This is a genomic window from Streptomyces sp. Y309 (assembly GCF_056712025.1).
The window spans coordinates 3,854,375-3,880,906 of the sequence record NZ_CM160048.1; the positions used below are offsets into that span (position 1 = coordinate 3,854,375).

Here is a 26,532-nt window from a genome sequence, read left to right on the forward strand (position 1 = left end):
CTCCGTTCAGTCGGTGGGCGGGGGCTCTCCCCGCCGCTGTTCTCTTCTCACTGATGCGTCGAACGGGAGGCGCCCGGATCGACACCCTCGCCGAGATTCTTCGAAGATTTCGAAGTTTTCTCGGACGGGTGCGTTTCCGCAGGTCGCGGGCGCGTCGGCGACGGCAACCCGGGCGCGGGCACAGACGTACGCCGCCCGTGCAGCACCGCCGTCGCCAGCGCCGCCGCCACCAGCAGTCCCGCCGCCACGGCGAACGCCGCCGCGTACCCGTCCGCGAGCGCCCCGGGCCCGTCCCCCGCCCCGGTGGCACTCGACGCGACCGTCACCAGGACCGCCAGGCCGATCGAACCGCCCAGCTGGCGCGAGCTGTTGAGCAGGCCCGACGCCATGCCGGTCTCCTCCGCCGCCACCCCCGAGGTCGCCGCCGTGCCGAGCGGCACGAAGCACATGCCGATGCCCACACTGGCCACCAGCGACGGGCCCAGGACGGACCCCGCGAACGTGCCGCCCGCCCCGACCGCCAGCGCGAACCACCCGAACCCGGCCGCGCCGAGCAGCCCGCCCGCCACAAGGAGCACCCGCTCCCCGACCCGCCCCACGGCCCGGGTCGCGACCACCGTCCCCGCGACGACGCCCACGCAGAACGGCAGGAACGCCACTCCGGCGCGCGTGGGTCCGTACGCCATGACCTCCTGGAGGTAGAGCGACGTGAAGTAGAACGCGGCGAACTGGCCCGAGGACATCAGGAGCGAGAAGACGTTCGCGGAGAGCACCGGGCGGTGGGCGAGCAGGCCGAGCCGGAGCAGCGGCCCACGTGCGCGCCGTTCGCCGCGTATCTCGACCGCGCAGAAGGCGCCGAGCAGCGCGGCCGCCGCCGCGAGCGTGCCGGCGGTCGCCGCCGAACCCCAGCCCTCGGTCTCGGTGCGGACCAGGCCGAGCACGAGCACGCTCGTCCCCGCCGTGACCAGGAGCGCGCCCGCCACGTCGAGGCGCGGGGCATCCGCCCTGCGTCGGTCGGCGGGAATGCCGGGCCGGACGGCGGCGAGCGCCGCGAGCACCACCGGGACGTTGATCAGCATCACCGAGCGCCAGCCCACCCAGTCCGTGAGCAGTCCGCCCGCCATGATCCCGACGGCGCCGCCGAGCGCGCCCGACGCGCCCCACAAGCCGAGCGCCCGGGCCCGCGCCCTGCCCTCCGGGTAGTGGACGGTGATCAGCGCGAGCGCCACCGGCGCGAGGGCGGCGGCGCCCGCGCCCTGCACCGCCCGCGCCGCGACGAGCTGGCCCGGGCTCTGCGCGAGCCCGCCCGCGAGGCTCGCCGCCCCGAACACCACGAACCCGGCGACGAGGGTGCGCCGCCGGCCCATCAGGTCGGCGAGCCTCCCGCCGAGCATCAGCAGGCCGCCGAACGCGAGCGCGTACGCGTTGACGACCCAGGTCAGCGACTCGGGCGCGAAGCCGAGGTCGGCGCCCATGTCGGGCAGGGCGATGTTGACGACCGACATGTCCAGGGAGACGAGGAACTGGACGGTGAGGAGGACGGGGAGCAGGAGAGGGCCGCGCGAGGGCGGGCCGCCGGTGGGCGAGTGCGTCATGCGTCGCAGATTATTATACGCGTATAGAAAACGGCTATACGCGTAAAGAAATTAACGCCCCGGGTCGGTCGCCGCGTACGCGGACGGGACAATGACCACGTGGCAGCGCGAGCGAAGGACGAAGACCCCGGCACGGCCGGGCAGAAGCGGCGCGTCGGGCGGCCCCGGCGGATCGAGCCGGAGGCGATCGTCGACGTGGCGCGGCGCATCCTCCAGGAGGAGGGCGTCGCGGCGCTCAGCATGCGGCGCGTCGCCAAGGAGATCGGCGCCACGCCCATGGCGCTGTACCACCATGTGCGCGACAAGGACGAGCTGTTGATGCTCACCCTGGCCGGGACGGCCGCGACGCTGCCGCGCCCCGAGCTGCCCGACGACCCCCGCGACCGGCTGCTCGCCGTGTCCCTGCACATGCACGGCATCCTGCTGCGGCTGCCCTGGGTGGTGGAGGTGCTGAGCCTCGGCGACCTCACCGACAAGGGCGCGATGTGGATGGTCGACGAGATCATCGGCGCGGGCGTCGGCTGCGGCCTCTCCCCCGAACAGGCCGTGCACGCCTACCGCACCATCTGGCACTGCGTGTACGGCGACCTCGCCTTCCGGCACACGATGGCCCGCCGCGCCGAAGAGCCCGACCGCAAGCGGTACTTCCCCGACATGCTCACCGACGCGGACACCGCCGACTTGCCCCACGTCGCCCCGCTGACCTCCCGCTGGGCCGAGCTCAGGGAGGCGTACGACTTCGCCGACCAACTGAGCGCGGTGGTGGACGGACTGCTCTCCCGGGCCACCGGACCCGGCCGCCCGACGCCGTCGCACCCGCAAGCCGATACGCCGTAGACAACGCGGTTGCCACCGACTACACAGGGCCCTGCACGTCACGCACGGCACACCGGCCGTGCACAGACGGAAACCAGAAAACGGGGGCACGCATGGCCGTTTGGGGTCAGGGCGGAACAGGGGCAGGGGCAGGACAGGGCATACCGGGGCGCGTCGCACCGCGCGACGCGCCCGCGCTGCAGTGGGCGGGCGCCGCCGTCCTGCTGTACGCGCTCGTGGCCGTGGTCTGGATCGGCTACGAGGCCGAGAAGGCCACCGACGGCTCGTCCTCCGGCTACACCAGCTACTCCGGGTACTCCTTCAAGGCCCTGTACGACCCCCGGGAATCCCTCACGCTGGTGGCGCAGACCCACTACGACTGGGCGTTCCTCGTGGCCGCCCTCGTCGTCGGCGCCCTCGCGCTCGGGCGGCGCCGGGTGGCGCGCGGGGCGCTCGCGCTGCTCGCCGCGCTCCTGATCTGCCTGTGCCTGCGCGAGGTGGTCGGCCTGATGGCCTCGGACGAGTACGGCGACCGCCTCACCGACATCGGCTACGGCAAGGCGCTGCTCACCTTCCGGTTCACGGGCCTCGTCCTGGGGTGCGTGCTGTGGGCGGTCGTCGCGCGCACCCGCGGCACGGCGAGCGGCGCCTCGAACCCGCCGCCCCTGGCCGCCCCGGCGTACTCGGCGGCCCCGCCCCAGCCCGCGTACGCCGACACCCCGCCGCCACCCGCGTACGCCCCGTACAACGTCCCCTACGCCCCGCCGCCGGGCACCGGCCGCCGGGTGCGGCCGGGCTTCGTGGCGGCCGGCGTCGCGCTGCTGCTGTGCGGCGCGATCGCGCTGGGCTGGCTGATCTACATCCTCAGCCGGGACAACGTCTACTTCATGGGCGGTGCGCCGGACGACGGCCCGGGCGATTTCTTCCGGGCCGTCGCCGACGCCTCACGGGGCTTCCCGCTCCCGCACGCCTTCTACAACCTGTTCATGGTGGCCGCGCCGCTGCTCGTCGGCGTCCTGCTGCTCGCCGGGCGCCCGGCGGCCCGCGGCGCCGCGCTCGCCCTGGCGTTCGTCTCGACCTACTTCGACGTGCGCGCCCTGGTCCCGGCCTTCGACGACGGCTTCGACCGCTACTGGGACTCGACGGTCGCAACGCTCAGCATCCTGACGCCGTTCGCCACGATCCCGCTCCAGCTCGTGGTGGTGATCGCGCTCCTCGCGACACCGGCGGAGCAGCCGGTTCCGAGGCCGTACGGGAGTCAGCCCTCGCCGAGGGACTCGAACCGCCACCGGTGAGGCGTCCGGGCCGCCAACTCCTCCGGCGGATCGGCCAGTTCGGGCAGGTCCGCCTCGGGCGCCGCGTCCCACCACGTGATCACGAGGACCCGGTCCTGCGGGGCGCGGAACGTCTCCCGGCGCAGGGGCGCGGGCGCCAGGTCCTGGGCCCGCGCCCACGCGACGAGTTCGGGCCCCCGGCCCTCGGCCGCCCGCGCCTCCCACATCAACGCGACGCTCATGAGTAGAGGTTGTCCTTGCTGACCTCGTGCACGTGGTCGTGATCGTGGCTGTGGCCGTGCGCCCCGTGGGCCCCCGGCACGTGCGGCTCCGTCACCGGCAGCGACGAGTCCGCCGAGAGTCCCAGGTCCGACGCCGCCCGGTTCCGGGCGACCATCTCCGCGCCGAGCGCGGCCACCATCGCCCCGTTGTCCGTGCACAGCTTGGGCCGCGGGACGCGCAGTCGGATCCCGGCCGCCTCGCACCGCTCCTGCGCCAGCGCCCGCAGCCGCGTGTTCGCGGCCACCCCGCCGCCGATCATCAGGTGCTCCACGCCCTCGTCCTTGCAGGCCCGCACCGCCTTGCGGGTCAGCACGTCCACGACGGCCTCCTGGAACGACGCCGCCACGTCCCGCACCGGCACGTCCTCCCCCGCCGCCCGCTTCGCCTCGATCCAGCGCGCCACCGACGTCTTGAGCCCGGAGAAGGAGAAGTCGTACGCCGCGTCGCGCGGGCCCGTCAGGCCGCGCGGGAAGGCGATGGCGTCCGCGTCGCCCTCGCGCGCGTAGCGGTCGATGACCGGGCCGCCGGGGAAACCCAGGTCCAGCACGCGGGCGATCTTGTCGAACGCCTCCCCCGCCGCGTCGTCGATCGTCGACCCCAGGGGACGTACGTCCGAGGTGATGTCGGTGGACAGCAGCAGCGAGGAGTGGCCGCCGGACACCAGCAGGGCCATCGTCGGCTCCGGCAGCGCCCCGTGTTCCAGCTGGTCCACGCAGATGTGCGACGCCAGGTGGTTCACGCCGTACAGCGACTTGCCCAGCGCGTACGCGTACGCCTTCGCCGCCGAGACGCCGACGAGCAGCGCGCCCGCGAGGCCGGGGCCCGCGGTGACCGCGATGCCGTCCAGGTCGGAGGCCGCGACACCGGCCTCCTTCAGGGCCCGCTGGATGGTCGGGACCATCGCCTCCAGGTGGGCGCGGGACGCCACCTCCGGCACCACGCCGCCGAAGCGCGCGTGCTCGTCGACGCTGGACGCGACCGCGTCCGCGAGCAACGTCGTGCCGCGGACGACGCCCACGCCCGTCTCGTCGCAGGAGGTTTCGATGCCGAGGACGAGGGGCTCGTCACGGGAGTCAGCCATGGATCTCGGTTCCTTGTACGCCGTTCAGCGGGCCAGGGGCCTGGCCGTCGGTGGGGCCGCCGGACGAGCCGTCGGCCGCGGAGTCGGGGGCGCCGTTCACGGACTCGGCCGGGACGGCGGAGGGGTCGGACAGGCGCATCACCAGCGCGTCCACGTTGCCGGGCTGGTAGTAGCCGCGGCGGAAGCCGATCGGCTCGAAGCCGAAGCGCTCGTACAGCTTCTGTGCCCGCTCGTTGTCCACGCGCACCTCGAGCATCACCTCGGTGGCCTCGAAGGCCGTGGCGTGCCGCAGCAGCTCCGTGAGCAGCCGGGCGCCGAGGCCGGTGCCCCAGTGGTCGCGGGCGACCGCGATGGTCTGCACGTCGGCGGCCACCGCCGCGCCACCGTCCGAGTCGGTGCCGGCGACGGCGAGCCCGCCGTAGCCGACGAGGCGGTCGCCTTCGTACGCCACCAGATAGCGGCGCGTGGAGCCGGGCCCGCGCGCGTGCGCGAGCTCGGACCAGAACATGCCGCGCGACCAGGCGTCGTCCGGGAAGAGCTCCTTCTCCAGGGCGAGCACGGGGTCGATGTCCCACCAGCGCATCTCGCGCAGCACGGCGGCGTGGGACAGCGTCGCGGGGGGTTCGGGGGGCACGGTGGTCACTGGGGCGTGACCACCTTGTAGTTCTTGGGGACCTGCGCGTCCGGGCGGCGCAGGTACAGCGGGCGCGGTTCGAGGAGTTCCTCGCCCGCGGCCAGCTTCTCCGCGGCCAGCGAGGCGAGCGCGGCGGCCGTGACGTGCTCGGGGCCGCGCGCGTCCGGAAACGTGTCCGGGTAGAGCGCCGCGCCCGCGCCGACGGCCGGCACGCCCGCGACCTCCTCCGCGATGTCCGCGGGCCGGTCCACGGCGGGACCGCTCACGCGGGTGCGCGCGTCCGCGTACCGCGCCCAGTAGACCTCCTTGCGGCGCGCGTCCGTCGCCACGACGAACGGGCCGTCCTCGATGCCCGACGCGTACGCCAGGCCGTCCAGCGTGCACACCCCGTGCACCGGGACGCCGAGGGCCAGGCCGAAGGTGTCGGCGGTCATCAGGCCGACGCGCAGTCCGGTGTACGGACCGGGGCCGACGCCGGCGACGACGGCCGTGACCGCGTCGAGTCTCAGGCCCGCGTCGGCGAGGACGCGGTGCACGGCCGGGAGCAGCAGCTCCCCGTGGCGGCGTGCGTCGACCTGGCTCGATTCGGCGACGACGGACGTGCCGTCGTGCAGGGCGACGGTGACGGCGGGGGTGGCGGTATCCAGAGCGAGCAAGAGCACGCAAACAGCCTACGGCTCCGGCGCCCGGCGCACGGCCGCCCCGGGCAGCCGCACGCCTGCTGCTACCGTCACCCCATAGCCGTACGTAGGAGAGGTGGCGCAGTGTCCAGGAGCAGCTCGGGATTCGTGGCCGGGCTCACCGCGGCGGCGCTCGCCGTGGTCGGCTTCCTCGCCTACCAGGCCTCCGCGAACGCCCCGGACGACCTCAACGCCCGCCCGGACAAGTCCCCGACGGCCCCGTCGCGCTCCCCCAAGGACAAGGACCCGCTGAAGCTGCCCGCCGCGTCCGGCGACGGCAAGCGCGTCGTGTACTCCCTGGGCGGCGACCGGGTGTGGCTGGTCGGCGACTCCGGCAAGGTGAAGCGCACGTACCGGGTGACGCCGAGCACCGTGGACCCGGCGACCGGGTCGTACACCGTCTCCTCGCGCACGGGGCAGGTCGTCGGCTCGGACGGGGTGCAGATCGAGCACGTCGTGCGGTTCACGTCGGTCGACGGCATAGCGGTCGGGTTCAGCGCGGCGCTCAGCGGCTCGACGCAGAAGCCGGACCCGGCGAAGAAGACGGGCGGCATCCGCTCGTCCCGCGCGGACGGCAACGCGATGTGGGACTTCGCGCTGATGGACACGAAGGTCGTCGTCATCAAGTAGGACGCCGAGGTCGCCGCCATCAAGCAGCGCGCCGACCAAGCCCGCGTACCCCTGGCGACCAGGCCTGCTGTCCCCGCCGAACAGGCCTGCCTACGCGGCGTCGCGCCGCCGCTCCTCGGGCCGGACGGCCTCGGGGTGCTCTGGTGCCGCGGGCGGCGTGGACACCGCGCTCGCGGCGGCGCAGGACGCCAGCAGATCACTCATCGAGCAGCCGGACGGGCCACGGGGGACGGACGACTGCGCCGGCCGCGCCGGAAGCCCCTGCGGCTGAGACTGCGCATCACGTTCTGAAGCCGGCATGGACGCCTCCTGGGGGCTCCGGGGGCATACGTGGTTAGGTAGACCTAACCAGGACCTGGTATCCATGTGACCACGCGCGACGCTTGCCGCGCAACATCTTGCCGACGGCTTGTCGGAAAGTTCGGGTGAAGCGACGAGAACGCGTCGGCCGGGCGGACCGCCGGGCCGGGGTGCACCGGGTCGCGGCGGACCGCCGGGCCGGGCCGCGCTCAGGCCGACAGGACCGTCAGGTCCGCCCCCGCCCAGCGCTCACCGAGCCCGTGCAGCGTGACGTGACGTACCTCGTCCGTGGTATCTCCGACAGCCCGGTGGATGACGACGTGCAGGCGGTCCTCCGAGAGCTCCTCGACCTTGCCCTCGCCCCACTCGACGACGACCACGGAGTCCGGCAGGGACACGTCGAGGTCCAGGTCCTCCATCTCGTCGAGCCCGCCGCCCAGGCGGTACGCGTCCACGTGCACCAGGGGCGGACCGTCGCCGAGGGACGGGTGCACGCGGGCGATGACGAAGGTCGGCGAGGTCACGGCGCCGCGCACGCCGAGGCCCTCGCCGAGGCCGCGGGTCAGCGTCGTCTTGCCCGCGCCGAGCTCGCCGCTGAGCAGGACGAGGTCGCCGGGGCGCAGGATCTTGGCCAGGCGGCGGCCCAACTCGCCCATCTGGTCCGGCGAGTTGACGGTGATCTTGAGGGTGGTGGCGGGGGCCGGGCTGTGCGGTGCTTCCATGACGGCCACGTTAGCCGCTCGACGTGCGCGCTCCGTCCGCCTCCGGCATGGCGCCCGCGCGCACCAGCAGGTCCGCGATGCGGTCGGTCACCGCTTCCGGGTGCTCCAGCATGACCAGGTGCCCGGCGTCGGGGACGAGCACCAATTCGGCGTCCGGCAGCAGGCCCGCGATGGCCTCGCTGTGCTCGCTCGGGGTGACGAGGTCCTTGTCACCCGCGAGGACGAGCACGGGCAGCCCGGCGAAGTGCACGAGGGCCTCGGCCTTGTCGTGCTCGGCGAAGGCAGGGTAGAACTCCGCGACGACATCGATGGGCGTGGACTCGATCAGCCGCTCGGCGAACCGGGCGATCGCCGGGTCGACGTCCCGGGAGGCGAACGAGTAGCGCTTGATGATCCCCGCGAACAGGTCGGCGGTGGCCCGCCGCCCCTTCTCCACCAGGTCGGCCTGGGAGCCCAGCGCCTTCAGGACGCCGGGCAGCACGCGCCGGATGGCGTTCATCCCCGCCACCGGAAGCCCGAAACTGACCTCCGCGAGCTTCCCGGACGAAGTCCCGACGAGAACAACACCCGCAACCCGCTCCCGAATCAACTCGGGAAACTGATCGGCGAGAGCCATGGTCGTCATCCCGCCCATGGAGTGGCCGACGAGCACCAGCGGGCCCTCGGGCGCGGCGGCGTCGATGACGGCCTTCAGGTCGCGGCCGAGCTGGTCGATGGAGACCGGCTTGCCGTCGTGGAGCTGGGTCACGCCGCGGCCCGAGCGGCCGTGGCTGCGCTGGTCCCAGAAGACGCACCGCACCACGCCCCGCAGCGCGGCCCGCTGGAAGTGCCAGGAGTCCTGGCCGAGGCAGTAGCCGTGGCTGAAAACAACAGTGACGGGAGCGGGTGCCTTACGCCCGAAGAGCCGCCGCCTGCGCGGCGACTGCGCCCCCTCACCCAGCCCCGGCTCCACCTCCTCCACCTCGTACGCCAGCTCCGTGCCGTCGTCCGCGTACGCCTTGCCGGGCATGCCGCGCAGCGAGCCGTAGGGCCCCGAGGCGTCGAGGGCGAGGCGGGCCTTCCTGCGGATGCCGCGCCCGACCGTCATCCGCTCGATGGCGACGCCCGCCGCGGCGCCCGCGGCGACGACCCCTATCGCGGCGCCCGCGAGCCCGGCCCGCCGCCAGGTCGTGCCCGCCGACCCGGCCGCCTCGGCCACCGCTTCCACGGCGGCCGCCCCCGTGCTGCCCTCGCCCACGTGCCCGCTCCTCTGCTAGTCGTCCGTCGGCCGGCCTCAGTCGCGGCTGCCGCCCGGCTCCTCGTTCACATAGACGCGCGGAACGCGTGAACCGATGCGGGTCACGATCTCGTACGCGATGGTGCCGGCCGCGCGCGCCCAGTCCTCGGCGGTCGGCTCGCCGCGGTCGCCGGGGCCGAAGAGCACGGCCTCCGTGCCGGCCGCGGGCTCGTCGCCGCCCAGGTCGACGACGAACTGGTCCATCGCGATGCGCCCGGCGGCCGTGCGCCACTTGCCGTCCACGAGGACAGGACCGGTGCCGGAGGCGTGCCGGGGGATGCCGTCGCCGTACCCGGCCGGGACCAGGCCCAGGGTCGTGGCGCCGGGGGTGGTGTAGTGATGCCCGTAGCTCACGCCGTGCCCCGCCGGGGCGTGCTTCACGGAGGCCAGGGCGGCGGCGACGGTCATGACGGGGCGCAGGCCGAAGTCCTGCGGGGTGCCGATCTCGGGGCTCGGCGAGACGCCGTACATGGCGATGCCGGGGCGGACGAGGTCGAGGTGGGTGTCCGGCAGGGCGAGGGTGGCCGGGGAGTTGGCGATGTGCCGCACCTCGGGGCGTATCCCGCGCTCTTCGGCGTACGCCACCATCTCGTGGAAGACATCGAGCTGGCCCTGGATGGACGGATGTCCGGGTTCGTCGGCACAGGCGAAGTGGGACCACAGCCCGGTGACTTTCACGAGCCCAGCAGCCTCAGCGCCCAACGCCTCCCGGACCAACTCGGGCCAGTCGTCCGGCATGCAGCCGTTGCGGCCGAGGCCGGTGTCGGCCTTGAGCTGGACGCGGGCGGTGCGGCCTGCTGCGCGCGCGGCCTCGGTGACCTCGCGCAGGGCCCACATGCCGCTCACCGTCACGTCCAGGTCGGCCTCGACGGCCTCGCGCCAGGGGCCGCCCGGGGTCCACAGCCAGCACATCACGCGGCCACCGATGCCGGCCGCGCGCAGCGCGAGCGCCTCTTCCGGGGTGGCGGTGCCCACCCAGGTCGCGCCCGCGTCCAGGGCGGCGCGGGCGCACGGGATCATTCCATGGCCGTAGCCGTCCGCCTTCACCACGGCCATGAAGGCGGCGTGCGGGGCGCGGGCGCGCAGGGCACGCACGTTGCCCCGCAGGGCGGCCAGGTCGATCTCCGCGCGGACCCGCGGCAGCACAGTCTCAGTCATCGCACCCAAGTCTCTCAGAGCCACCCCATCCCAACGCCGACCGCACCCACCCCCGACACGGAGCCCCAAACCGCCCCACCGACCTGGGCAATCCCCCTTCCCTCACATACCGACACCGTCGGCCTGGGCTGTGCCCACCCGTTCCGCCCTGCGGAACGACTGCCCACAGCAGGAGCGAGCGGCCCGGTCCGGCCAGACGAACCGACCCCACCCACGCCCACAGCGGGGAGCGAGCCGCCGGCCCAGGCCAGACGAACCGGCCCACCCACAGCAGGGAACCGGGCAGCGGGAAGCGGGAAGCAGACCGGCACCCCCACCGGGGCGCGGGAAGCAGTGCCGCAACCCCCACCGGAGGGGAAGCCGCCCACGGACCGGAGGGGACGTGGCGGTATGTCCGCGCGCAGCTCGCCCGGCCACGCCGTCCGTACAGGCAACGCATCCGGCGCCCCAGGCGCGAGCACGGACATACCGCCGCGGCCCCGCCCCACAACCGAACAATGGGCGGCGCAACCCCCACCGAGGGGAAAGCAGCCGAACGCCCCCCCGGCCGCCCCGGCCCTGAGCCCGCCCCGCCCCCCGGGCTACCCGCGTACGTCCCGCCAAGCCAACGGCACCGCGTCCGCCACGTCCTGGGCCGCCACCGGCGCCCCGTCCGCCGCGAGCCGGGCCGCGAGGCCGTGCAGGAACGCGCCCACCGCCCCGGCGTCCCGCGCCCCGAGCCCCGCCGCGAGCAACGCCCCGGCAAGACCCGACAGCACGTCCCCGCTCCCGGCCGTGGCCAGCCACGAAGTCCCCGTCGGGTTGACCCGCACCGCGGCACCCCCGCCCGGCACCGCGACCAACGTGGTGGACCCCTTGAGCAGCACCGTCGCCTCGTACCGCGCGGCCAGCTCCCGCACGGCGTCGAGCCGCCCCGCCTCGACCTCGCCCCGGGACACCCCGAGCAGCGCGGCCGCCTCCCCGGCGTGCGGAGTGAGCAGCGTCGGCGCGGTGCGCGCACGCACGGCGTCGCGGTCGACGAGCCGCAGCCCGTCGGCGTCGATCAGGACGGGCACATCGGCGTCCACGACGTCACGCAGCCGGGCAGCGTCGTCCCCGAGCCCCGGCCCGGCGACCCAGGCCTGCACCCGCCCGGCCTTGGCGGGCGGCCCGGCGGAGACGAGGGCCTCCGGGAAGCGGGCGATGACGGCGTCGGCGGCGGGCCCCACGTACCGGACGGCGCCGGCGCCCCCGCGCAGCGCACCGGCGACGGAGAGCACGGCGGCGCCCGGGTAGCGCGCGGATCCGGCGACGACGCCGACGACCCCGCGCCGGTACTTGTCGCTCTCGGCGGCGGGCACGGGCAGCAGCCGTTCGACGTCGGCGTACTGGAGGGCCTCCAACTCGGGATCGTACGCGGCGAGTTCACCGTCGAGACCGATGTCGACGAGCCGCAGGGCCCCGGCGTGCTCACGGGCGGGGTCGATGAGCAGGCCGGGCTTGTACGTACCGAAGGTCACGGTGGCGTCGGCGCGCACGGCGTCCCCGCGCACCTGCCCGGTGTCGGCGTCGACGCCGCTCGGCAGGTCGACGGAGACGATCAGGGCGCCGGAGTCCTCGGCGGCGCGCACGAGCCGGGCGGCCGGGGGCCGCAGCCCGCCCTTGCCGCCGATGCCGACGATCCCGTCGACGACGAGCCGGGCCCGCGCCACGGCGACGAGCGCCTCCTCTGCAAGGTCACCGCCCCCACCGGAACCCGCACCGCCCCCGGAACCGGAACCCGCGCCCGCGGAACCCGCACCACCCCCACCGGAGCCGGAACCACCCCCGGACCCGGCCTCCCCCACCGCAGCGTCGACAACCCGCCCCCCAGCCCCCCGCAACGCGGCAAGCCCACCCGCGTGCACCCGCTCCGGGGCGAGCAGCACGGCCGTCACCCCGGCCCCGCGCCGCGCGAGCCGGGCCCCGGCGTACAGCGCGTCACCCCCGTTGTCCCCGCTCCCGACGAGGAGCACGACGCGCGCCCCGTACACCTTCCCGAGCAACTGGCCGCAGGCCACGGCGAGCCCGGCGGCGGCCCGCTGCATCAGGGCGCCCTCCGGCACGCGGGCCATCAGCGCGCGCTCGGCCGCCCGGACGCTCTCCACGCAGTACGCAGTACGCATCCCGCAAGTCTCCCCCACCACCTACCCCTCCGCGATGACCACCGCCGAAGCCACTCCCGCGTCATGGCTCATCGACACATGCCACCCCCGCACCCCCAACGCCTCGGCCCGCGCGGCCACCGTCCCCGAGACCCGCACGCGGGGCTGCCCGCTGTCCTCGACGTACACCTCCGCGTCGACCCAGCGCAGCCCCGCGGGCGCGCCGAGCGCCTTGGCGAGGGCCTCCTTGGCGGCGAACCGCGCGGCGAGGGAGGCGATCCCGCGCCGCTCCCCGTCGGGCAGGAACAACTCCCGCTGGACGAAGATGCGTTCACGCATGCCGGGCCTGCGCTCCAGCGACAGCGCGAACCGATCGATCTCGGCCACGTCGATACCCACCCCAATGATCACAAGCACTCCACCATCACTGTCACCGACAACTCACCAGCACCGCACCCGACAACGCACGGACAACGCACCAGAACCGTACGAGCGCCGCCGCAACGCCCTCATTCCACAGTCACGGACTTGGCCAGGTTCCGCGGCTGATCCACCTCATTGCCCCGAGCCACGGCCAGCTCGCAGGCGAAGACCTGCAACGGCACCGTGGTCACCAGCGGCTGAAGCAGCGTAGGCGTCACCGGAACCCACACCACAAAATCGGCGTACGGGACCACAGCCTCGTCGCCCTCCTCCGCGATCACGATCGTGCGGGCGCCGCGGGCCCGGATCTCCTGGATGTTGGAGACGATCTTGTCGTGCAGCACCGAACGCCCGCGCGGCGAGGGCACGACCACGACGACCGGAAGCCCCTCCTCGACCAACGCGATGGGCCCGTGCTTCAACTCGCCCGCGGCGAACCCCTCCGCGTGCATGTACGCGAGTTCCTTGAGCTTCAGCGCGCCCTCCAGGGCGACGGGGTACCCCACGTGCCGCCCGAGGAACAGCACGGTCCCGGCGCCGGCCAGGGACCGGGCGAGCGCGCGCACGGGCTCCATGTCCGCGAGGACCCGCTCCACCGCCCCGGCGATGTCGGCCAGGTCCCGCACCACGCCGAGGACTTCGTCGCCCCACTTGGTGCCGCGCGCCTGGCCCAGGTACAGGGCGACCAGATAGCAGGCCACCAGCTGTGTCAGGAACGCCTTGGTCGAGGCGACGGCGACCTCGGGACCGGCGTGCGTGTACAGCACCGCGTCCGACTCGCGCGGGATCGTGGAGCCGTTGGTGTTGCAGATGGCGAGGACGCGGGAGCCCTGCTCGCGGGCGTGCCGCAGCGCCATCAGGGTGTCCATGGTCTCGCCGGACTGCGAGATGGCGACGACCAGGGAGCGGGCGTCCAGGATCGGATCGCGGTAGCGGAACTCGCTGGCCAGCTCCACCTCGCAGGGGATCCGCGTCCAGTGCTCGATGGCGTACTTGGCGATGAGCCCGGCGTGGAACGCGGTCCCGCACGCGACCACCACGACCTTGTCGACCTCGCGCAGCTCGGCGGCGGGGATGCGCAGTTCGTCGAGGAGCAGCTCGCCGTCCGCGCCGATCCGGCCGAGCAGCGTGTCCGCGACGGCCCGCGGCTGCTCGGCGATCTCCTTGTGCATGAAGGAGGCGTGGCCGCCCTTCTCGGCGGCGGCCGCGTCCCAGTCGACGCGGTAGTGCCGTACGTCGGCGGGCCGCCCGTCGAAGTCCGTCACCACGACCTCGTCCCGGCGCACCTCGACGACCTGGTCCTGGCCGAGCTCGATCGCCGACCGGGTGTGCGCGATGAACGCGGCCACGTCGGAGGCGAGGAACGCCTCGCCCTCCCCCACGCCCACCACGAGCGGCGAGTTGCGGCGCGCCCCCACGACCACGTCCGGCGCGTCGGCGTGCACCGCGACCAGCGTGAACGCGCCCTGCAGACGGCGGCAGACAAGGCGCATGGCCTCGGCGAGGTCCGCGCAGCCGGAGAACTCCTCGGCGAGCAGGTGCGCGACGACCTCGGTGTCCGTCTCGGAGTTCAGCGCGTGCCCGCGCGCGGCCAGCTCCGTCCGCAGCTCCGCGAAGTTCTCGATGATGCCGTTGTGGACGACGGCGACGCGCCCCGCGTTGTCGAGGTGCGGGTGCGCGTTGGCGTCCGTGGGCCCGCCGTGGGTGGCCCAGCGGGTGTGTCCGATGCCGGTGGCGCCCGCCGGGAGCGGCGCGTCGACCAGGGCCTTCTCCAGGTTGGCGAGCTTGCCGGACTTCTTGGCCGCGGCGATCCCGCCGTCGGCGATGACGGCCGCTCCGGCCGAGTCGTAGCCGCGGTACTCCAGGCGTCGCAGCCCGGCAAGGACCACTTCGAGCGCCGACTGCGAGCCGACGTATCCGACGATTCCGCACATGTCGGGAAGCGTACGTCTCTGTTTGCCCCGGAACGCGTACGTCGCGTACGGCGCGTGCGCCCAAGGTGACGCACCCCACCCGCCGTCCCGTTCAAACAGCCGTAACAATGGACTGTGATCTCTTCGGTCTCAGCGCCCGCGAAGGCGCCACGGGGCGCCCACCGGCACAAGCCGGAGGCGACCCCCTACGTCGATCTCACCCGATCCGAGTGGAGCGCGCTGCGCGAGAAGACGCCGCTCCCCCTCACCGCCGCCGAGGTCGAGAAGCTGCGCGGCCTCGGCGACGTCATCGACCTCGACGAGGTCCGCGACATCTATCTGCCGCTGTCCCGTCTGCTGAACCTGTACGTCGGCGCGACCGACGGCCTGCGCGGCGCCTTGAACACCTTCCTCGGCGACACCGGCGAGAAGGCCTCGCAGTCCGGCACGCCCTTCGTGATAGGCGTCGCGGGCTCGGTGGCCGTCGGCAAGTCCACGGTCGCCCGCCTCCTGCAGGCCCTGCTGTCCCGCTGGCCCGAGCATCCGCGCGTGGAGCTGGTCACCACCGACGGCTTCCTGCTGCCCACCAAGGAGCTCCAGGCCCGCGGCCTGATGTCGCGCAAGGGCTTCCCGGAGTCGTACGACCGGCGGGCCCTGACCCGCTTCGTCGCCGACATCAAGGCCGGCAAGGACGAGGTGACGGCACCCGTCTACTCGCACCTGATCTACGACATCGTGCCCGGCCAACGCCTCACGGTCCGCCGCCCGGACATCCTCATCGTCGAGGGCCTGAACGTCCTGCAGCCCGCCCTGCCCGGCAAGGACGGCCGCACCCGCGTGGGCCTCGCCGACTACTTCGACTTCAGTGTGTACGTGGACGCGCGCCCCGAGGACATCGAGCGCTGGTACCTGAACCGCTTCCGCAAGCTGCGCGCGACGGCCTTCCAGAACCCGTCCTCGTACTTCCGCAAGTACACCCAGGTCTCCGAGGAGGAGGCCCTGGACTACGCGCGCACGACCTGGCGGACCATCAACAAGGTGAACCTCCTTGAAAATGTGGCCCCCACCCGCGGCCGCGCCACCCTCGTCGTCCGCAAGGGCCCCGACCACAAGGTGCAGCGGCTGAGCCTGCGCAAGCTCTGAGGGGGCCTGTCAGGCCCGTTAAGGTGCGGGCATGCTGCATCTGCGCCTGATCACTCCGGCGGACAAGACCGACGCCGTGGTGCGCCTCATCGAGAAAACCGCGGGTGCCACGCATCTGGCCGTCGTACCGGGCGCGGCCCGCAACCCCTCGGGCGACATCGTCATGTGCGACGTCGCCCGGGAGGCGGGCGACGAACTGATCGACGGGCTGCGCGCCCTGGAGATCCACAAGCACGGCTCGATCGCCCTGGAGAACATCGACCTGTCGCTGTCCCTGCGGGCCGACAAGGCCGAGGACGAGGCGCCGGGCGAGGGCGCGGACGCGGTCCTGTGGGAGCACCTGACGGACGCCACGCACGAGGAGTCGACGCTCTCCATCACGTACGTCGCCTTCATCACGCTCGCCACGATGATCGCCGCGTGCGGTGTGGTCCTGGACAACGCGATCCTGATCGTGGGCGCGATGGCGGTGGGCCCGGAGTTCGGGCCGCTCGCGGGCTTCTGCACGGCGCTCGTCCAGCGCGCCCCGCGCCTCGCCGTGCGTTCGCTGATCGCGCTGCTCGTGGGCTTCGCGGTGGCGATGCTGGTGACGGTGTGCTTCAGCTACTTCATGGACGCGGTTGCGCTCTTCGACCGCGACGCCGTGGGCGCCGCGCGCCCCAACACCCACTTCATCTACCGGCCCGACTGGTTCTCCTTCGTCGTGGCCGTCCTCGCGGGCGCCGCGGGCACGCTCTCGCTGACGTCCGCGAAATCGGGGGCCCTGGTGGGCGTCGCGATCTCGGTGACGACGGTCCCGGCGGCGGCGAACGCCGCGGTCGCCTTCAGCTACGGCAAGTACAGCCAGGCCCGGGGCTCCAGCGAGCAGCTGCTCCTGAACCTGCTCGCCATCGTCCTTGCCGGTACGTTGACGCTGCTCGCCCAGAAGCTGCTCTGGACGAAGCAGCGCGAACGTTCCGCGAGGAAGCGCGCGCCGGCCTAGGGGGTGTCCGATGGGTCCGGCCGACCATGTTCGGGATGCCCTTTCATCAGGGCCGAGCGGTGTCTGGTGCGTGCAGCTGCAAGGCGGAGGAGGGCGTCGACGCGGAGCGTCGGCAACCGACGACAACGCCGCAGATGCGCGTGCCAGACACCGCGACGTCGGCCGGACCCATCGGACACCCCCTAGCCCGCCCGCGCCCCGACCGGCCTATCCCAGGGCCGACTTCACCACGTCCGCGAGGCGTCCCGCGACCGAGCGGGCCTGTTCGATGTCGGCGGCCTCGACCATGACGCGCACCAGCGGCTCGGTGCCGGAGGGGCGCAGCAGCACCCGGCCGGTGGCGCCCAGCTCGCGCTCGGCGTCGGCGACGGCGGCGGACAGCTCGGCCGAGGTCTTCACCCGGGACTTGTCGACGTCGGGGACGTTGATGAGGACCTGCGGCAGGCGCTCCATGACGGCGGCGAGCTCGGCGAGGCCCCGGCCCGTCTCGGCGACGCGGGCGGCGAGCAGCAGACCGGTGAGGGTGCCGTCGCCGGTGGTGGCGTGGTCCAGGACGATGACGTGGCCGGACTGCTCGCCGCCGAGGGCGTAGCCGTGCTCCTTCATCGACTCCAGGACGTACCGGTCGCCGACGGCCGTCTGCACCAGGGACAGTCCCTCGCGCTCCATGGCGAGCTTGAAGCCCAGGTTGGACATGACCGTCGCGACAACGGTGTCCTGGCGCAGCGCGCCGCGCTCGCGCATGGCGAGGGCGAGGACGGCGAGGATCTGGTCGCCGTCGACCTCGGCGCCGGTGTGGTCCACGGCCAGGCAGCGGTCGGCGTCGCCGTCGTGCGCGATGCCGAGGTCGGCGCCGTGCTCGACGACGGCGGCCGTCAGCAGGTCCAGGTGGGTGGAGCCGCAGCCGTCGTTGATGTTCAGGCCGTCCGGCTTGGCGCCGATCGTGATGATCTCGGCGCCGGCCCGCGCGAACGCTTCGGGCGAGACCCGCGCGGCCGCGCCGTGCGCCTCGTCCAGGACGACCTTGAGGCCGTCGAGGCGGTTGGGGAGCACGCCGATGAGGTGGGCGACGTACTGGTCGAAGCCTTCGTCGTACGTCGTCACGCGGCCGACGCCCGCACCCGTCGGGCGCTGCCACGGAGCCCCGGTGCGGTGCTCCTCGTACACGGACTCGATCCGGTCCTCCAGCTCGTCGGCGAGCTTGTGGCCGCCGCGGGCGAAGAACTTGATGCCGTTGTCGGGCATCGCGTTGTGGCTGGCGGAGAGCATCACGCCGAGGTCGGCGCCCAGCGCACCGGTGAGATGGGCCACCGCGGGGGTGGGCAGCACACCGACGCGCAGGACGTCCACGCCCGCGCTGGCGAGGCCCGCGACGACCGCGGCCTCCAGGAACTCCCCGGACGCCCGCGGGTCTCGCCCGACCACCGCCGTCGGGCGATGGCCCTCGAAGGTGCCCGCTTCGGCGAGCACATGCGCCGCGGCGACCGAGAGCCCGAGCGCGAGCTCGGCCGTCAGATCCGCGTTGGCGACACCGCGCACACCGTCCGTGCCGAAGAGTCGTCCCACTGCTGTCCTCCGAACATTGAGTGTCGGCTGGTTCTTGCGGACGCGGTGATCTCAGCAGCTCCACCGCGCGGCCTCAGCCGCCGCCCAGCCTGTCGAACTTCTACCCCAGATCATGGGGTGCCGATATACGAACGCCCCGACGGCACACAGGGTGCCGCCGGGGCGTTCGGGAAGTACTAGCAGGCAGCGGTGTTTAGCGCTTGCTGTACTGCGGGGCCTTGCGGGCCTTCTTGAGACCGGCCTTCTTGCGCTCGACCGCACGGTCGTCGCGCTTGAGGAAGCCGGCCTTCTTGAGGGCGCCGCGGTTGTTGTCGACGTCGGCCTCGTTCAGGGCGCGGGCGACACCGAGACGGAGCGCACCGGCCTGGCCGGAGACGCCGCCACCCGCGATGCGGGCGATGACGTCGTAGCGGTCGTCGAGCTCGAGCACCTTGAAGGGCTCGTTGACTTCCTGCTGGTGGACCTTGTTCGGGAAGTAGTCCTCGAGCGTGCGCCCGTTGATCTTCCACTTGCCGGTGCCCGGGACGATCCGGACGCGGGCGATGGCGTTCTTGCGACGGCCCAGGCCGGCGGCCGGCTGCGGGTCGCCGAAGCGCGCGGCGTTGGACTCCGAGGTGTACTCGCCCTCGATGGGGCCCTCGGACTCGGTGGTGTACTGCTCGACGTCGACGGTCTCGGCGGTCTCGTCGAGCGGCTGCTCAGCGGTGGTCTCGGCCACGATGCTCCTCAGATTCTTTTTCGTCTTAGGGGGTGGCCGGAACTACTGCGCGACCTGGGTGATCTCGAACGGCTGCGGCTGCTGCGCGCCGTGCGGGTGCTGGTCGCCCGCGTAGACCTTCAGCTTCGAGAGCATCTGACGGCCCAGGGTGTTCTTGGGGAGCATGCCCTTGACGGCCTTCTCGACGGCCTTCTCGGGGTTCTTCTCCAGCAGCTCGTCGTAGCGCACCGAGCGGAGGCCGCCCGGGTAGCCGGAGTGGCGGTAGGCCATCTTCTGGGTCCGCTTGTTGCCGGACAGGTGCACCTTGTCGGCGTTGATGATGATGACAAAGTCACCAGCGTCGACGTGCGGCGCGTAGATCGGCTTGTGCTTGCCCCGCAGGAGGGTGGCGGCAGTCGTCGCCAGGCGTCCCAGGACAACATCCTGGGCGTCGATGACGTGCCACTGGCGGGTCACATCGCCGGGCTTGGGGCTGTACGTACGCACGGTTCGTAGCCTTCGCTTCTTCAGAGGTGGGGTTTCCCTCGGTTCAGCTCGAACCTCGGGAAAGGGTCCTGACAAGGCCACCTCGGACGATGGACGACAGCCTTGGCGGACCTCGGTGACGCAACCGAGTCCTGCCGCTGGTCATCGGCCCGGTGGGCCGGTGTAAGGGCCCCTCACGTGAGAATGAGAAAGCCAATACACATAACGAACAGGCAGAATACCCGCCGTGCCCCGTACGGGTCAAAACGACGACGACGCCGCCCTCGCGGGCAGGAGCCGTCTCCTACCTCCGCCACGCCCCGTACGCCGCGCTGGGCGCCCCCTTTCCCCGCCGCTCCGCGGCGGGTTCTTCCCACCCACCCACCCTTCCCAGTCCTACGACACGCAGTCGGCACATCACCCCACCCACCCTCTTCCAGCCCGCCTCGGCACATTTCAGCCCGTCCGGCGTTTGAGGACGAGCCGCGAAGCGGCGACAGCGGGGGCCATCCCACCTACCCGCGGCCCCACCCTCCTTCTAGCCCGTCCGGCGATTGAGGACGAGCCGCGAAGCGGCGACAGCGGGGGCCATCCCACCTACCCGCGGCCCCACCCTCCTTCTAGCCCGTCCGGCGATTGAGGACGAGCCGCGAAGCGGCGACAGCGGGGGTCCAGGGGGCGGAGCCCCCTGGTTACGGGAAGGGGCGGGACTGGGGAAGCCTCCGGCAGGGCCCACCCACCCGTCACGGACACGACAGCGCCCAGCAACAGCACACCCCCAGAACACCACCCCCGCCAGCACACACAACGTAAACGCGTCCTTGAAGGCCCGCTGAGGCAGCGCCTCCACCCCCACCCACACAAACCCGGGTACCTGCGGCACCAGCGCCACCCAGAACCACACCCCCCGCACCACGGACCCCACCCCCAGGCCCCCGGCCAGCACCAGCGGCAGCACGACCAGCAGATAGTGGTCGTACGAAGGCCGGGACACGAGAAACGCGGCCAGCATCAACGCGGCCGCACTCTCGACAACCCGCCCCGCCTCGGGCCCCCCGCCCTCGGCCCCCCGGGCCCCCGCCCAAGGCCCCCCGGCCAGCCACCGCCGCCAGGCGCACCACACCCCACCACAAGCCGCCGCAGCGGAAAGCAGGGAGGCTAGAACCGCAGGCACCCCCACCCGGGGCAGCACAGCCGCAGGCGACGCCTCGTACAGCCGCACGAACCGATCCTCCCCGCGCAGCAGAAACGGCAGCGTCCGCGTGAAGAACGCCCCGGGATCCGGCAGCACCAGCGCGGCGAGCACCGACACCACCACCGGCACAAGGACCGCCACCCCCAGCGCCCGCCACTTCCGCGCGAACACGAACAGGAGCAGCACCGGCACGAGCAGCGGCTTCACCGCGACAGCAGCCCCGATCACAGCCCCGGCGGCCACCCACCGCCCCCGGCACACGCACAGCAACGCCACCGGCAGCGCCACCGCCGAAGCCACGGTCCAGTTGCCGAGCTCCACGAGGTGGATGAAGGGCGCGAACCCGAGGACCAGCCCCAGCAGCCCGAACACAGCGAACCGGCTCCGCCGGGCCACGCCGTGAATCCGGAGCGCACACGCCCACCCACAGGCCAGCGCAGCCACCACCCCCACCGGCACGAGCACCCGCGCCGCCTCCGGGAACACCGCCTGCGGCACCGCCGCGAGCACGGCCCCCGGGAGATAGAGGAAGTGCCGGTCGGCGTACGGGGACCGCCCCTCCAGCCACGCCTCGGCCGCCCGCACGACGATCGCGTTGTCCATCCCGCCGTCCGGCACCCGGTACGCGATCCGCAGCGCCGCCGCCCCGAGCACGACCCCGAGCACGGCCCACGCCTGCCACCCGGCGGGCCGCAGCAGCCACCCAGCAAGACCCGAAAAGGCGCCTTTATCTGATTTACCCGAATCCATGCGGGTCAGGCTAGGCCGAGATCGCCCCACAACCCCGGCTCAACATCCCCACCGCCCCGTCTAAGATGCGCCCCATGAGCTTTGGGCAAGGGGGACCCCAGTGGGGTCCGGGGGGCCCGCAGACCCCCGACTGGGCGGCGCTCGCCGAAGCGTCCGAGGCACGTGCCCGCCGCCGCAAGTGGCTGCTGATCGGCGGCGGCGCGCTCGCCACGGCCGGCGTCGCCGCGGCCGTCGCCATCGGCGTCGTCTCCGCGAACAGCGACGACGCCTCGGCCTCCAACAAGCCCGCGAGCGAGCTGCCCACCAGCGCGGACATCCCGGGCGCCAGCACGCCCGCCGAGCCGTCCTTCGAGGCGACCACACCCCCGCCCCCGCCGGACCCGAAGGACTACATCTCCAGCGCCAAGAAGGACAAGGCCCCGCTCAGCCCGGAGTCCTTCTTCCCGGGCACGAAGCTGACCTCCGGGGAGCGCGTCTACAAGAAGGGCGCGACGGCCGCCACGAAGAAGTGCGCCTCCGTCGCCCAGCCGGTTCTGGCCAACATCCTGACGAAGAACAAGTGCACCGAGGTGCTGCGCGCCACCTACGCCCGCAAGGGCATCGCGGTCACCGTCGGCGTCGCCGTCTTCGACACCGAGGCGCAGGCCACCCGGGCCAAGAAGCAGGCCGACGAGGGCCTGGTCACGTCCCTGCCCGGCAAGGGCGTCTCCCCGTTCTGCCGTACGACGGTCTGCCGCGGCACGTACAACGCGTACGGCCGCTACGCGTACTTCACGACGACCGGCTTCCTCAACGGCAAGGACGTCACGACGAAGGACCGGGGCGCGTACGAGGTCGGCGACGACCTCGCCCGCTTCACCTTCCACCAGATCAACCGCCGCGGCGAGGCCCAGGCGTCGGCGGCGGCCAACAACCCGGAGTAGCCCCGCCCGCATCCCGGAGCAGCCCCGACCGGCGCGGGCGCCCTCAGCAGCACCCGGCCGAACCGGCGCCCCCGGGCAGCGTCCGCTTGTTGCGCGCCTCCACGCTCCGGGCGGCAAGCAGCTCGTCGGCCGGATAGCCGACCTCCTCCAGCGTCAGCCCGTGCGGCCGCACCACGTGCACGGCCGAGTCCCGCACACCGGCGGCCAGGACCTTGCCCGGCCAGTCCGGCGGCCGGTGCCCGTCCCCGACGAACAGCATCGCCCCGACGAGCGACCGCACCATGTTGTGGCAGAACGCGTCCGCCTTCACGGTCGCCTCGAGAATCCCGTCGGGAAGCCGCTCCCAGCGCAGCTCCTGCAGCGTACGAATGGTCGTGGCGCCGTCGCGCCGCTTGCAGTACGCGGCGAAGTCGTGCTCCCCGAGCAGCGCCTCGGCGGCGGTGTTCATGGCGTCGACGTCCAGCGTCCAGTCGTGCCACAGCACGTGCCCGCGCAGCAGCGGGTCGACGCCGCCGGGGTGATCGGTCACGCGGTACGCGTACCGCCGCCAGATCGCCGAGAACCGCGCGTTGAACCCGGCGGGCGCCTCGGCCACCTGCCAGATCCGCACATCGTGCGGCAGCCGCCCGGCGAGCCGCCGCAGCAGCTTCTCCCGGTGCTCGGCCCACACGCTCTCCGGCAGGTCGACATGCGCGACCTGCCCGCGCGCGTGCACCCCGCTGTCGGTCCGCCCGGCCACGGTCAGCTCGTACGTCTCCCGCGACCGCGTCACCGTACGCAGCGCGTCCTCGATCTCCCCCTGGACGGTCCGCTGCCCCTCGCGCTGCTTGGCCCAGCCGGAGAAGTCCCGGCCGTCGTACGACAGATCCAACCGCACCCGGACGAACCCGGGCTCCACTTCCTCGCTCACACCGCAATCCTCTCAGGCATACGAAAGCGGGCCCGCCCCGAAGGGCGGACCCGCTCACGAAGGCTCAGCCTCAGGCGTCCTTGCTGGACTCCTCGGCCGGGGCCTCGACGGCCTCGTCGGACTTGGCCTCGGTCTCGACCGGAGCCTCGTCCTTCTTCAGGGCGTCTTCCTTGACGGCACGCTTGGTGGCCGCCTCGGCCTCACCGGTGGCCTGCTGGGCCACGGTCAGGGCCTCCACCAGCTCGATGACGGCCATGGGCGCGTTGTCGCCACGGCGGTTACCGATCTTGGTGATGCGGGTGTAGCCACCCGGGCGGTTCTCGTAGCGCGGGCCGATCTCCGTGAAGAGCGTGTGGACGACGCTCTTGTCGGTGATGACCTGGAGGACCTGGCGGCGGTTGTGAAGGTCGCCCTTCTTCGCCTTGGTGACCAGACGCTCCGCGTAGGGACGCAGACGACGGGCCTTGGCCTCGGTGGTGGTGATGCGGCCGTGCTCGAAGAGATCCTTGGCGAGGTTCGCCAGCATCAGCTTCTCGTGCGCGGCACTGCCGCCCATACGGGCACCCTTGGCGGGCTTCGGCATGGTGTATCTCCTAGTGATCTGCCCCGGCCGTATCAGGTACCGGGGTCAGCGGTACCCGCGCCCCGTAAGGGGCGCGGGGCTGTATTGACTTGCGGCTCCGCCGCGTGGGCGCGCCCAGCGACAACGGCCCCGCAGCCAAAACGAACCGTCAGTCCCGAGCTCTTAGTACTGCTCGGTCTCGACGAACCCGGCGTCCGCGTCGTCGTCGGCGCCAAAGGCGTCCGCGGCGGCGGTCGGGTCGAATCCGGGCGGGCTGTCCTTGAGGGCAAGACCCATCCCGTTGAGCTTCATCTTGACCTCGTCGATGGACTTCGCACCGAAGTTGCGAATGTCGAGGAGGTCCGCCTCGGAGCGGGCAACGAGCTCACCCACGGAGTGGATGCCCTCACGCTTGAGGCAGTTGTACGACCGAACGGTGAGCTCCAGCTCCTCGATCGGCAGCGCCAGATCAGCGGCGAGCGCGGCGTCCGTCGGGGACGGACCCATGTCGATGCCCTCGGCGTCGATGTTCAGCTCGCGGGCGAGACCGAACAGCTCGACCAGCGTCTTGCCGGCGGACGCCATGGCGTCGCGCGGCCGCATGGCCTGCTTGGTCTCGACGTCGACGATCAGCTTGTCGAAGTCGGTGCGCTGCTCGACACGCGTGGCCTCGACCTTGTACGTGACCTTCAGCACCGGCGAGTAGATGGAGTCGACCGGGATGCGGCCGATCTCCTGGCCGACCTGCTTGTTCTGCACGGCGGAGACGTAGCCGCGACCGCGCTCGACGGTCAGCTCCATCTCCAGCTTGCCCTTGCCGTTGAGCGTGGCGAGGACGAGGTCGGGGTTGTGCACCTCGACACCGGCCGGGGGCGCGATGTCAGCGGCGGTGACCAGACCCGGGCCCTGCTTGCGCAGGTACATCACGACCGGCTCGTCGTGCTCCGAGGAGACGACGAGCTGCTTGATGTTGAGGATGAGGTCGGTGACGTCTTCCTTGACGCCCGGCACGGTGGTGAACTCGTGCAGGACACCGTCGATACGGATGGACGTGACGGCCGCACCCGGGATCGAGGACAGAAGAGTCCGGCGGAGGGAGTTGCCGAGGGTGTAGCCGAAGCCCGGCTCCAGCGGCTCGATGACGAACCGGGAGCGGAACTCGTCGACGACCTCTTCGGTCAACGAGGGACGCTGAGCAATCAGCATGCTGTGATCCTTCAGTCATGGGCGCCCGCTATTTGACGCCCTACTGCAATGACAAGGGTACGGGCGGTACGGCCCCCGAGGGGTACGTACCGCCCGAATCCTCAAGGCAACCGCGCGAGCGGCACCGAGTCCGACGCGAAAACGTCAGACTCCCGACGCAGAAGCGTCAGACGCGGCGACGCTTCGGCGGACGGCAGCCGTTGTGCGGGGTGGGGGTGACGTCCTGGATCGAACCGACCTCGAGGCCCGTGGCCTGGAGGGAGCGGATCGCGGTCTCACGGCCGGAGCCGGGACCCTTCACGAAGACGTCGACCTTGCGCATGCCGTGCTCCTGCGCGCGACGCGCGGCCGACTCGGCGGCCATCTGCGCGGCGAACGGGGTGGACTTGCGCGAGCCCTTGAAGCCGACGTGGCCGGCGGAGGCCCAGGAGATCACGTTGCCCGTGGGGTCCGTGATCGAGACGATCGTGTTGTTGAACGTGCTCTTGATGTGCGCGTGGCCGTGAGCGACGTTCTTCTTTTCCTTGCGGCGCACCTTCTTGGCAGCGCCCTGACGACCCTTGGGGGGCATCTATAACTCCTACGGGAGGTGGTCGGTCCTGCAGCAACAGCTGTCGATAGACCGCTGAGCGAGGACTACTTCTTGCCCGGCTTCTTCTTACCGGCGATGGCGCGACGCGGGCCCTTGCGGGTGCGGGCGTTGGTGCTGGTGCGCTGACCGCGGACGGGCAGGCCACGGCGGTGACGCAGACCCTGGTAGCAGCCGATCTCGACCTTGCGGCGGATGTCGGCCTGAATCTCGCGACGGAGGTCACCCTCGGTCTTGATGTTCTGGTCCACGTACTCGCGGATCTTGACCAGGTCCTCTTCGGACAGGTCGCGAACGCGGGTATTGCGGTCGACACCAGTGGCGTCCAGGGTCTCCTGGGACAGCGTCCGGCCGATGCCGAACACATAGGTGAGGGCGACCTCAATGCGCTTGTCGCGCGGGAGGTCGACGCCTTCAACGCGTGCCATTCATGGCTCCTGTTGATACTCGGAGGTCTTCAGCAGAACCGCTCCCGACCGCCGTTCCCTTGTCGCCGAAGCCGCTGGGGCAGTCACCGAAAAGAGTTGGTACGAACCGGGTCCCCGGCCTCCGACCGGGGGTGTCGCCCTCCATTACCTGCGAATGGATCTGAAGAGGGACGGGTCCTGCATATGTG

At 72.3% G+C, this 26,532-nt stretch carries 26 protein-coding genes; 6 read left to right on the forward strand and 20 right to left on the reverse strand.

Annotated features, from left to right (window positions below; translation table 11 throughout):
• Positions 1–47: 47 nt before the first annotated feature.
• Positions 48–1,595 carry an MFS transporter gene (locus AC0KTA_RS14985; RefSeq protein ID WP_481055636.1) on the reverse strand — a complete coding sequence of 516 codons (1,548 nt, stop codon included), beginning with the start codon at positions 1,593–1,595 and terminating at the stop codon, positions 48–50.
• Positions 1,596–1,694: 99 nt separating this feature from the next.
• Here AC0KTA_RS14985 and AC0KTA_RS14990 point away from each other — a divergent pair, with 99 nt between their 5' ends.
• Positions 1,695–2,432: a TetR/AcrR family transcriptional regulator gene (locus AC0KTA_RS14990; protein WP_481055637.1), complete on the forward strand. Its 738-nt coding sequence runs from the start codon at positions 1,695–1,697 to the stop codon at positions 2,430–2,432.
• Positions 2,433–2,524: 92 nt separating this feature from the next.
• Positions 2,525–3,706 (forward strand): hypothetical protein, encoded by a 1,182-nt coding sequence (locus AC0KTA_RS14995; RefSeq protein WP_481055638.1) that lies wholly within the window; start codon positions 2,525–2,527, stop codon positions 3,704–3,706.
• Here the strand turns inward: AC0KTA_RS14995 and AC0KTA_RS15000 are convergent.
• Genes AC0KTA_RS15000 through tsaB form a run of 4 tightly spaced genes read right to left on the reverse strand, consistent with a single transcriptional unit; the run spans position 3,670 to position 6,344 of the window.
• Positions 3,670–3,927 carry a hypothetical protein gene (locus tag AC0KTA_RS15000; protein ID WP_481055639.1) on the reverse strand — a complete coding sequence of 86 codons (258 nt, stop codon included), beginning with the start codon at positions 3,925–3,927 and terminating at the stop codon, positions 3,670–3,672. The genes AC0KTA_RS14995 and AC0KTA_RS15000 overlap by 37 nt on opposite strands.
• Complete coding sequence (tsaD, locus tag AC0KTA_RS15005; protein ID WP_481055640.1) at positions 3,924–5,048, reverse strand: tRNA (adenosine(37)-N6)-threonylcarbamoyltransferase complex transferase subunit TsaD; 1,125 nt, start codon at positions 5,046–5,048, stop codon at positions 3,924–3,926. Before tsaD ends, AC0KTA_RS15000 begins: the two co-directional genes overlap by 4 nt.
• Positions 5,041–5,631 (reverse strand): ribosomal protein S18-alanine N-acetyltransferase, encoded by a 591-nt coding sequence (gene rimI, locus AC0KTA_RS15010; RefSeq protein WP_481056430.1) that lies wholly within the window; start codon positions 5,629–5,631, stop codon positions 5,041–5,043. Before rimI ends, tsaD begins: the two co-directional genes overlap by 8 nt.
• 56 nt (positions 5,632–5,687) lie before the next feature.
• Complete coding sequence (gene tsaB, locus AC0KTA_RS15015; RefSeq protein ID WP_481055641.1) at positions 5,688–6,344, reverse strand: tRNA (adenosine(37)-N6)-threonylcarbamoyltransferase complex dimerization subunit type 1 TsaB; 657 nt, start codon at positions 6,342–6,344, stop codon at positions 5,688–5,690.
• A gap of 102 nt (positions 6,345–6,446) precedes the next feature.
• Between tsaB and AC0KTA_RS15020 the strand changes: the two genes are divergently transcribed.
• Complete coding sequence (locus tag AC0KTA_RS15020) at positions 6,447–6,992, forward strand: hypothetical protein (RefSeq protein WP_481055642.1); 546 nt, start codon at positions 6,447–6,449, stop codon at positions 6,990–6,992.
• 509 nt (positions 6,993–7,501) lie between these two features.
• On the opposite strand, the gene tsaE is transcribed toward AC0KTA_RS15020, so the two are convergent.
• The 6 genes from tsaE to glmS all read right to left on the reverse strand — a co-directional run bounded on the left by tsaE (position 7,502) and on the right by glmS (position 14,928).
• Positions 7,502–8,014, reverse strand: a complete 513-nt coding sequence (gene tsaE, locus AC0KTA_RS15025; protein ID WP_481055643.1) for a tRNA (adenosine(37)-N6)-threonylcarbamoyltransferase complex ATPase subunit type 1 TsaE — start codon at positions 8,012–8,014, stop codon at positions 7,502–7,504.
• 10 nt (positions 8,015–8,024) lie between these two features.
• The gene (locus AC0KTA_RS15030) at positions 8,025–9,251 is read right to left on the reverse strand and encodes an alpha/beta fold hydrolase (protein ID WP_481055644.1); all 1,227 of its coding nucleotides are present in this window, start codon (positions 9,249–9,251) and stop codon (positions 8,025–8,027) included.
• A 36-nt stretch (positions 9,252–9,287) separates the two neighbouring features.
• A complete protein-coding gene (gene alr / locus AC0KTA_RS15035; RefSeq protein WP_481055645.1) occupies positions 9,288–10,448 on the reverse strand; it encodes an alanine racemase in 1,161 nt (386 codons plus the stop codon).
• A gap of 581 nt (positions 10,449–11,029) precedes the next feature.
• The gene (locus AC0KTA_RS15040) at positions 11,030–12,592 is read right to left on the reverse strand and encodes an NAD(P)H-hydrate dehydratase (RefSeq protein WP_481055646.1); all 1,563 of its coding nucleotides are present in this window, start codon (positions 12,590–12,592) and stop codon (positions 11,030–11,032) included.
• Positions 12,593–12,613: 21 nt separating this feature from the next.
• Positions 12,614–12,982 carry a holo-ACP synthase gene (locus AC0KTA_RS15045; protein WP_481055647.1) on the reverse strand — a complete coding sequence of 123 codons (369 nt, stop codon included), beginning with the start codon at positions 12,980–12,982 and terminating at the stop codon, positions 12,614–12,616.
• Between the two features lie 98 nt (positions 12,983–13,080).
• A complete protein-coding gene (gene glmS / locus AC0KTA_RS15050) occupies positions 13,081–14,928 on the reverse strand; it encodes a glutamine--fructose-6-phosphate transaminase (isomerizing) (protein ID WP_481055648.1) in 1,848 nt (615 codons plus the stop codon).
• Positions 14,929–15,042: 114 nt separating this feature from the next.
• Here glmS and coaA point away from each other — a divergent pair, with 114 nt between their 5' ends.
• Together coaA and AC0KTA_RS15060 are read left to right on the forward strand one after the other, a co-directional pair.
• Complete coding sequence (gene coaA / locus AC0KTA_RS15055) at positions 15,043–16,050, forward strand: type I pantothenate kinase (RefSeq protein WP_481055649.1); 1,008 nt, start codon at positions 15,043–15,045, stop codon at positions 16,048–16,050.
• Positions 16,051–16,081: 31 nt separating this feature from the next.
• Positions 16,082–17,032 carry a DUF389 domain-containing protein gene (locus AC0KTA_RS15060; protein ID WP_481055650.1) on the forward strand — a complete coding sequence of 317 codons (951 nt, stop codon included), beginning with the start codon at positions 16,082–16,084 and terminating at the stop codon, positions 17,030–17,032.
• A gap of 207 nt (positions 17,033–17,239) precedes the next feature.
• Here the strand turns inward: AC0KTA_RS15060 and glmM are convergent, their stop codons facing one another.
• The 4 genes from glmM to AC0KTA_RS15080 all read right to left on the reverse strand — a co-directional run bounded on the left by glmM (position 17,240) and on the right by AC0KTA_RS15080 (position 21,726).
• The gene (glmM, locus tag AC0KTA_RS15065) at positions 17,240–18,598 is read right to left on the reverse strand and encodes a phosphoglucosamine mutase (protein ID WP_481055651.1); all 1,359 of its coding nucleotides are present in this window, start codon (positions 18,596–18,598) and stop codon (positions 17,240–17,242) included.
• Between the two features lie 193 nt (positions 18,599–18,791).
• On the reverse strand, positions 18,792–19,316 hold the full coding sequence (gene rpsI, locus AC0KTA_RS15070) for a 30S ribosomal protein S9 (protein ID WP_481055652.1): 525 nt from the start codon (positions 19,314–19,316) through the stop codon (positions 18,792–18,794).
• Positions 19,317–19,358: 42 nt separating this feature from the next.
• Positions 19,359–19,802, reverse strand: a complete 444-nt coding sequence (gene rplM / locus AC0KTA_RS15075) for a 50S ribosomal protein L13 (RefSeq protein ID WP_016645713.1) — start codon at positions 19,800–19,802, stop codon at positions 19,359–19,361.
• A 517-nt stretch (positions 19,803–20,319) separates the two neighbouring features.
• Positions 20,320–21,726 (reverse strand): glycosyltransferase 87 family protein, encoded by a 1,407-nt coding sequence (locus AC0KTA_RS15080; protein ID WP_481055653.1) that lies wholly within the window; start codon positions 21,724–21,726, stop codon positions 20,320–20,322.
• A 74-nt stretch (positions 21,727–21,800) separates the two neighbouring features.
• On the opposite strand from AC0KTA_RS15080, the gene AC0KTA_RS15085 reads away from it, so the two are divergent.
• A complete protein-coding gene (locus tag AC0KTA_RS15085) occupies positions 21,801–22,649 on the forward strand; it encodes a hypothetical protein (RefSeq protein WP_481055654.1) in 849 nt (282 codons plus the stop codon).
• A gap of 43 nt (positions 22,650–22,692) precedes the next feature.
• Here the strand turns inward: AC0KTA_RS15085 and truA are convergent, their stop codons facing one another.
• From truA to rpsM, 5 genes are all read right to left on the reverse strand, one after another.
• On the reverse strand, positions 22,693–23,559 hold the full coding sequence (gene truA, locus AC0KTA_RS15090) for a tRNA pseudouridine(38-40) synthase TruA (protein WP_481055655.1): 867 nt from the start codon (positions 23,557–23,559) through the stop codon (positions 22,693–22,695).
• 70 nt (positions 23,560–23,629) lie between these two features.
• Positions 23,630–24,142 (reverse strand): 50S ribosomal protein L17, encoded by a 513-nt coding sequence (rplQ, locus tag AC0KTA_RS15095; protein ID WP_481055656.1) that lies wholly within the window; start codon positions 24,140–24,142, stop codon positions 23,630–23,632.
• Between the two features lie 162 nt (positions 24,143–24,304).
• Positions 24,305–25,327: a DNA-directed RNA polymerase subunit alpha gene (locus tag AC0KTA_RS15100; protein WP_016645160.1), complete on the reverse strand. Its 1,023-nt coding sequence runs from the start codon at positions 25,325–25,327 to the stop codon at positions 24,305–24,307.
• A 166-nt stretch (positions 25,328–25,493) separates the two neighbouring features.
• The gene (gene rpsK, locus AC0KTA_RS15105; protein WP_003948617.1) at positions 25,494–25,898 is read right to left on the reverse strand and encodes a 30S ribosomal protein S11; all 405 of its coding nucleotides are present in this window, start codon (positions 25,896–25,898) and stop codon (positions 25,494–25,496) included.
• Positions 25,899–25,963: 65 nt separating this feature from the next.
• Positions 25,964–26,344, reverse strand: a complete 381-nt coding sequence (gene rpsM, locus AC0KTA_RS15110; RefSeq protein ID WP_189728839.1) for a 30S ribosomal protein S13 — start codon at positions 26,342–26,344, stop codon at positions 25,964–25,966.
• Positions 26,345–26,532 lie beyond the last annotated feature (188 nt).

Excerpts from the sequence above, each read along its gene's own strand:
- AC0KTA_RS14985 (WP_481055636.1), bottom strand. The coding sequence starts at position 1,595 with ATGACGCACTCGCCCACCGGCGGCCCGCCCTCGCGCGGCCCTCTCCTG.
- AC0KTA_RS14995 (WP_481055638.1), top strand. The coding sequence starts at position 2,525 with ATGGCCGTTTGGGGTCAGGGCGGAACAGGGGCAGGGGCAGGACAGGGC.
- AC0KTA_RS15000 (WP_481055639.1), bottom strand. The coding sequence starts at position 3,927 with ATGAGCGTCGCGTTGATGTGGGAGGCGCGGGCGGCCGAGGGCCGGGGG.
- tsaD (WP_481055640.1), bottom strand. The coding sequence starts at position 5,048 with ATGGCTGACTCCCGTGACGAGCCCCTCGTCCTCGGCATCGAAACCTCC.
- rimI (WP_481056430.1), bottom strand. The coding sequence starts at position 5,631 with ATGCGCTGGTGGGACATCGACCCCGTGCTCGCCCTGGAGAAGGAGCTC.
- tsaE (WP_481055643.1), bottom strand. The coding sequence starts at position 8,014 with ATGGAAGCACCGCACAGCCCGGCCCCCGCCACCACCCTCAAGATCACC.
- alr (WP_481055645.1), bottom strand. The coding sequence starts at position 10,448 with ATGACTGAGACTGTGCTGCCGCGGGTCCGCGCGGAGATCGACCTGGCC.
- AC0KTA_RS15040 (WP_481055646.1), bottom strand. The coding sequence starts at position 12,592 with ATGCGTACTGCGTACTGCGTGGAGAGCGTCCGGGCGGCCGAGCGCGCG.
- glmS (WP_481055648.1), bottom strand. The coding sequence starts at position 14,928 with ATGTGCGGAATCGTCGGATACGTCGGCTCGCAGTCGGCGCTCGAAGTG.
- AC0KTA_RS15060 (WP_481055650.1), top strand. The coding sequence starts at position 16,082 with ATGCTGCATCTGCGCCTGATCACTCCGGCGGACAAGACCGACGCCGTG.
- AC0KTA_RS15080 (WP_481055653.1), bottom strand. The coding sequence starts at position 21,726 with ATGGATTCGGGTAAATCAGATAAAGGCGCCTTTTCGGGTCTTGCTGGG.
- AC0KTA_RS15085 (WP_481055654.1), top strand. The coding sequence starts at position 21,801 with ATGAGCTTTGGGCAAGGGGGACCCCAGTGGGGTCCGGGGGGCCCGCAG.
- rplQ (WP_481055656.1), bottom strand. The coding sequence starts at position 24,142 with ATGCCGAAGCCCGCCAAGGGTGCCCGTATGGGCGGCAGTGCCGCGCAC.
- AC0KTA_RS15100 (WP_016645160.1), bottom strand. The coding sequence starts at position 25,327 with ATGCTGATTGCTCAGCGTCCCTCGTTGACCGAAGAGGTCGTCGACGAG.
- rpsK (WP_003948617.1), bottom strand. The coding sequence starts at position 25,898 with ATGCCCCCCAAGGGTCGTCAGGGCGCTGCCAAGAAGGTGCGCCGCAAG.
- rpsM (WP_189728839.1), bottom strand. The coding sequence starts at position 26,344 with ATGGCACGCGTTGAAGGCGTCGACCTCCCGCGCGACAAGCGCATTGAG.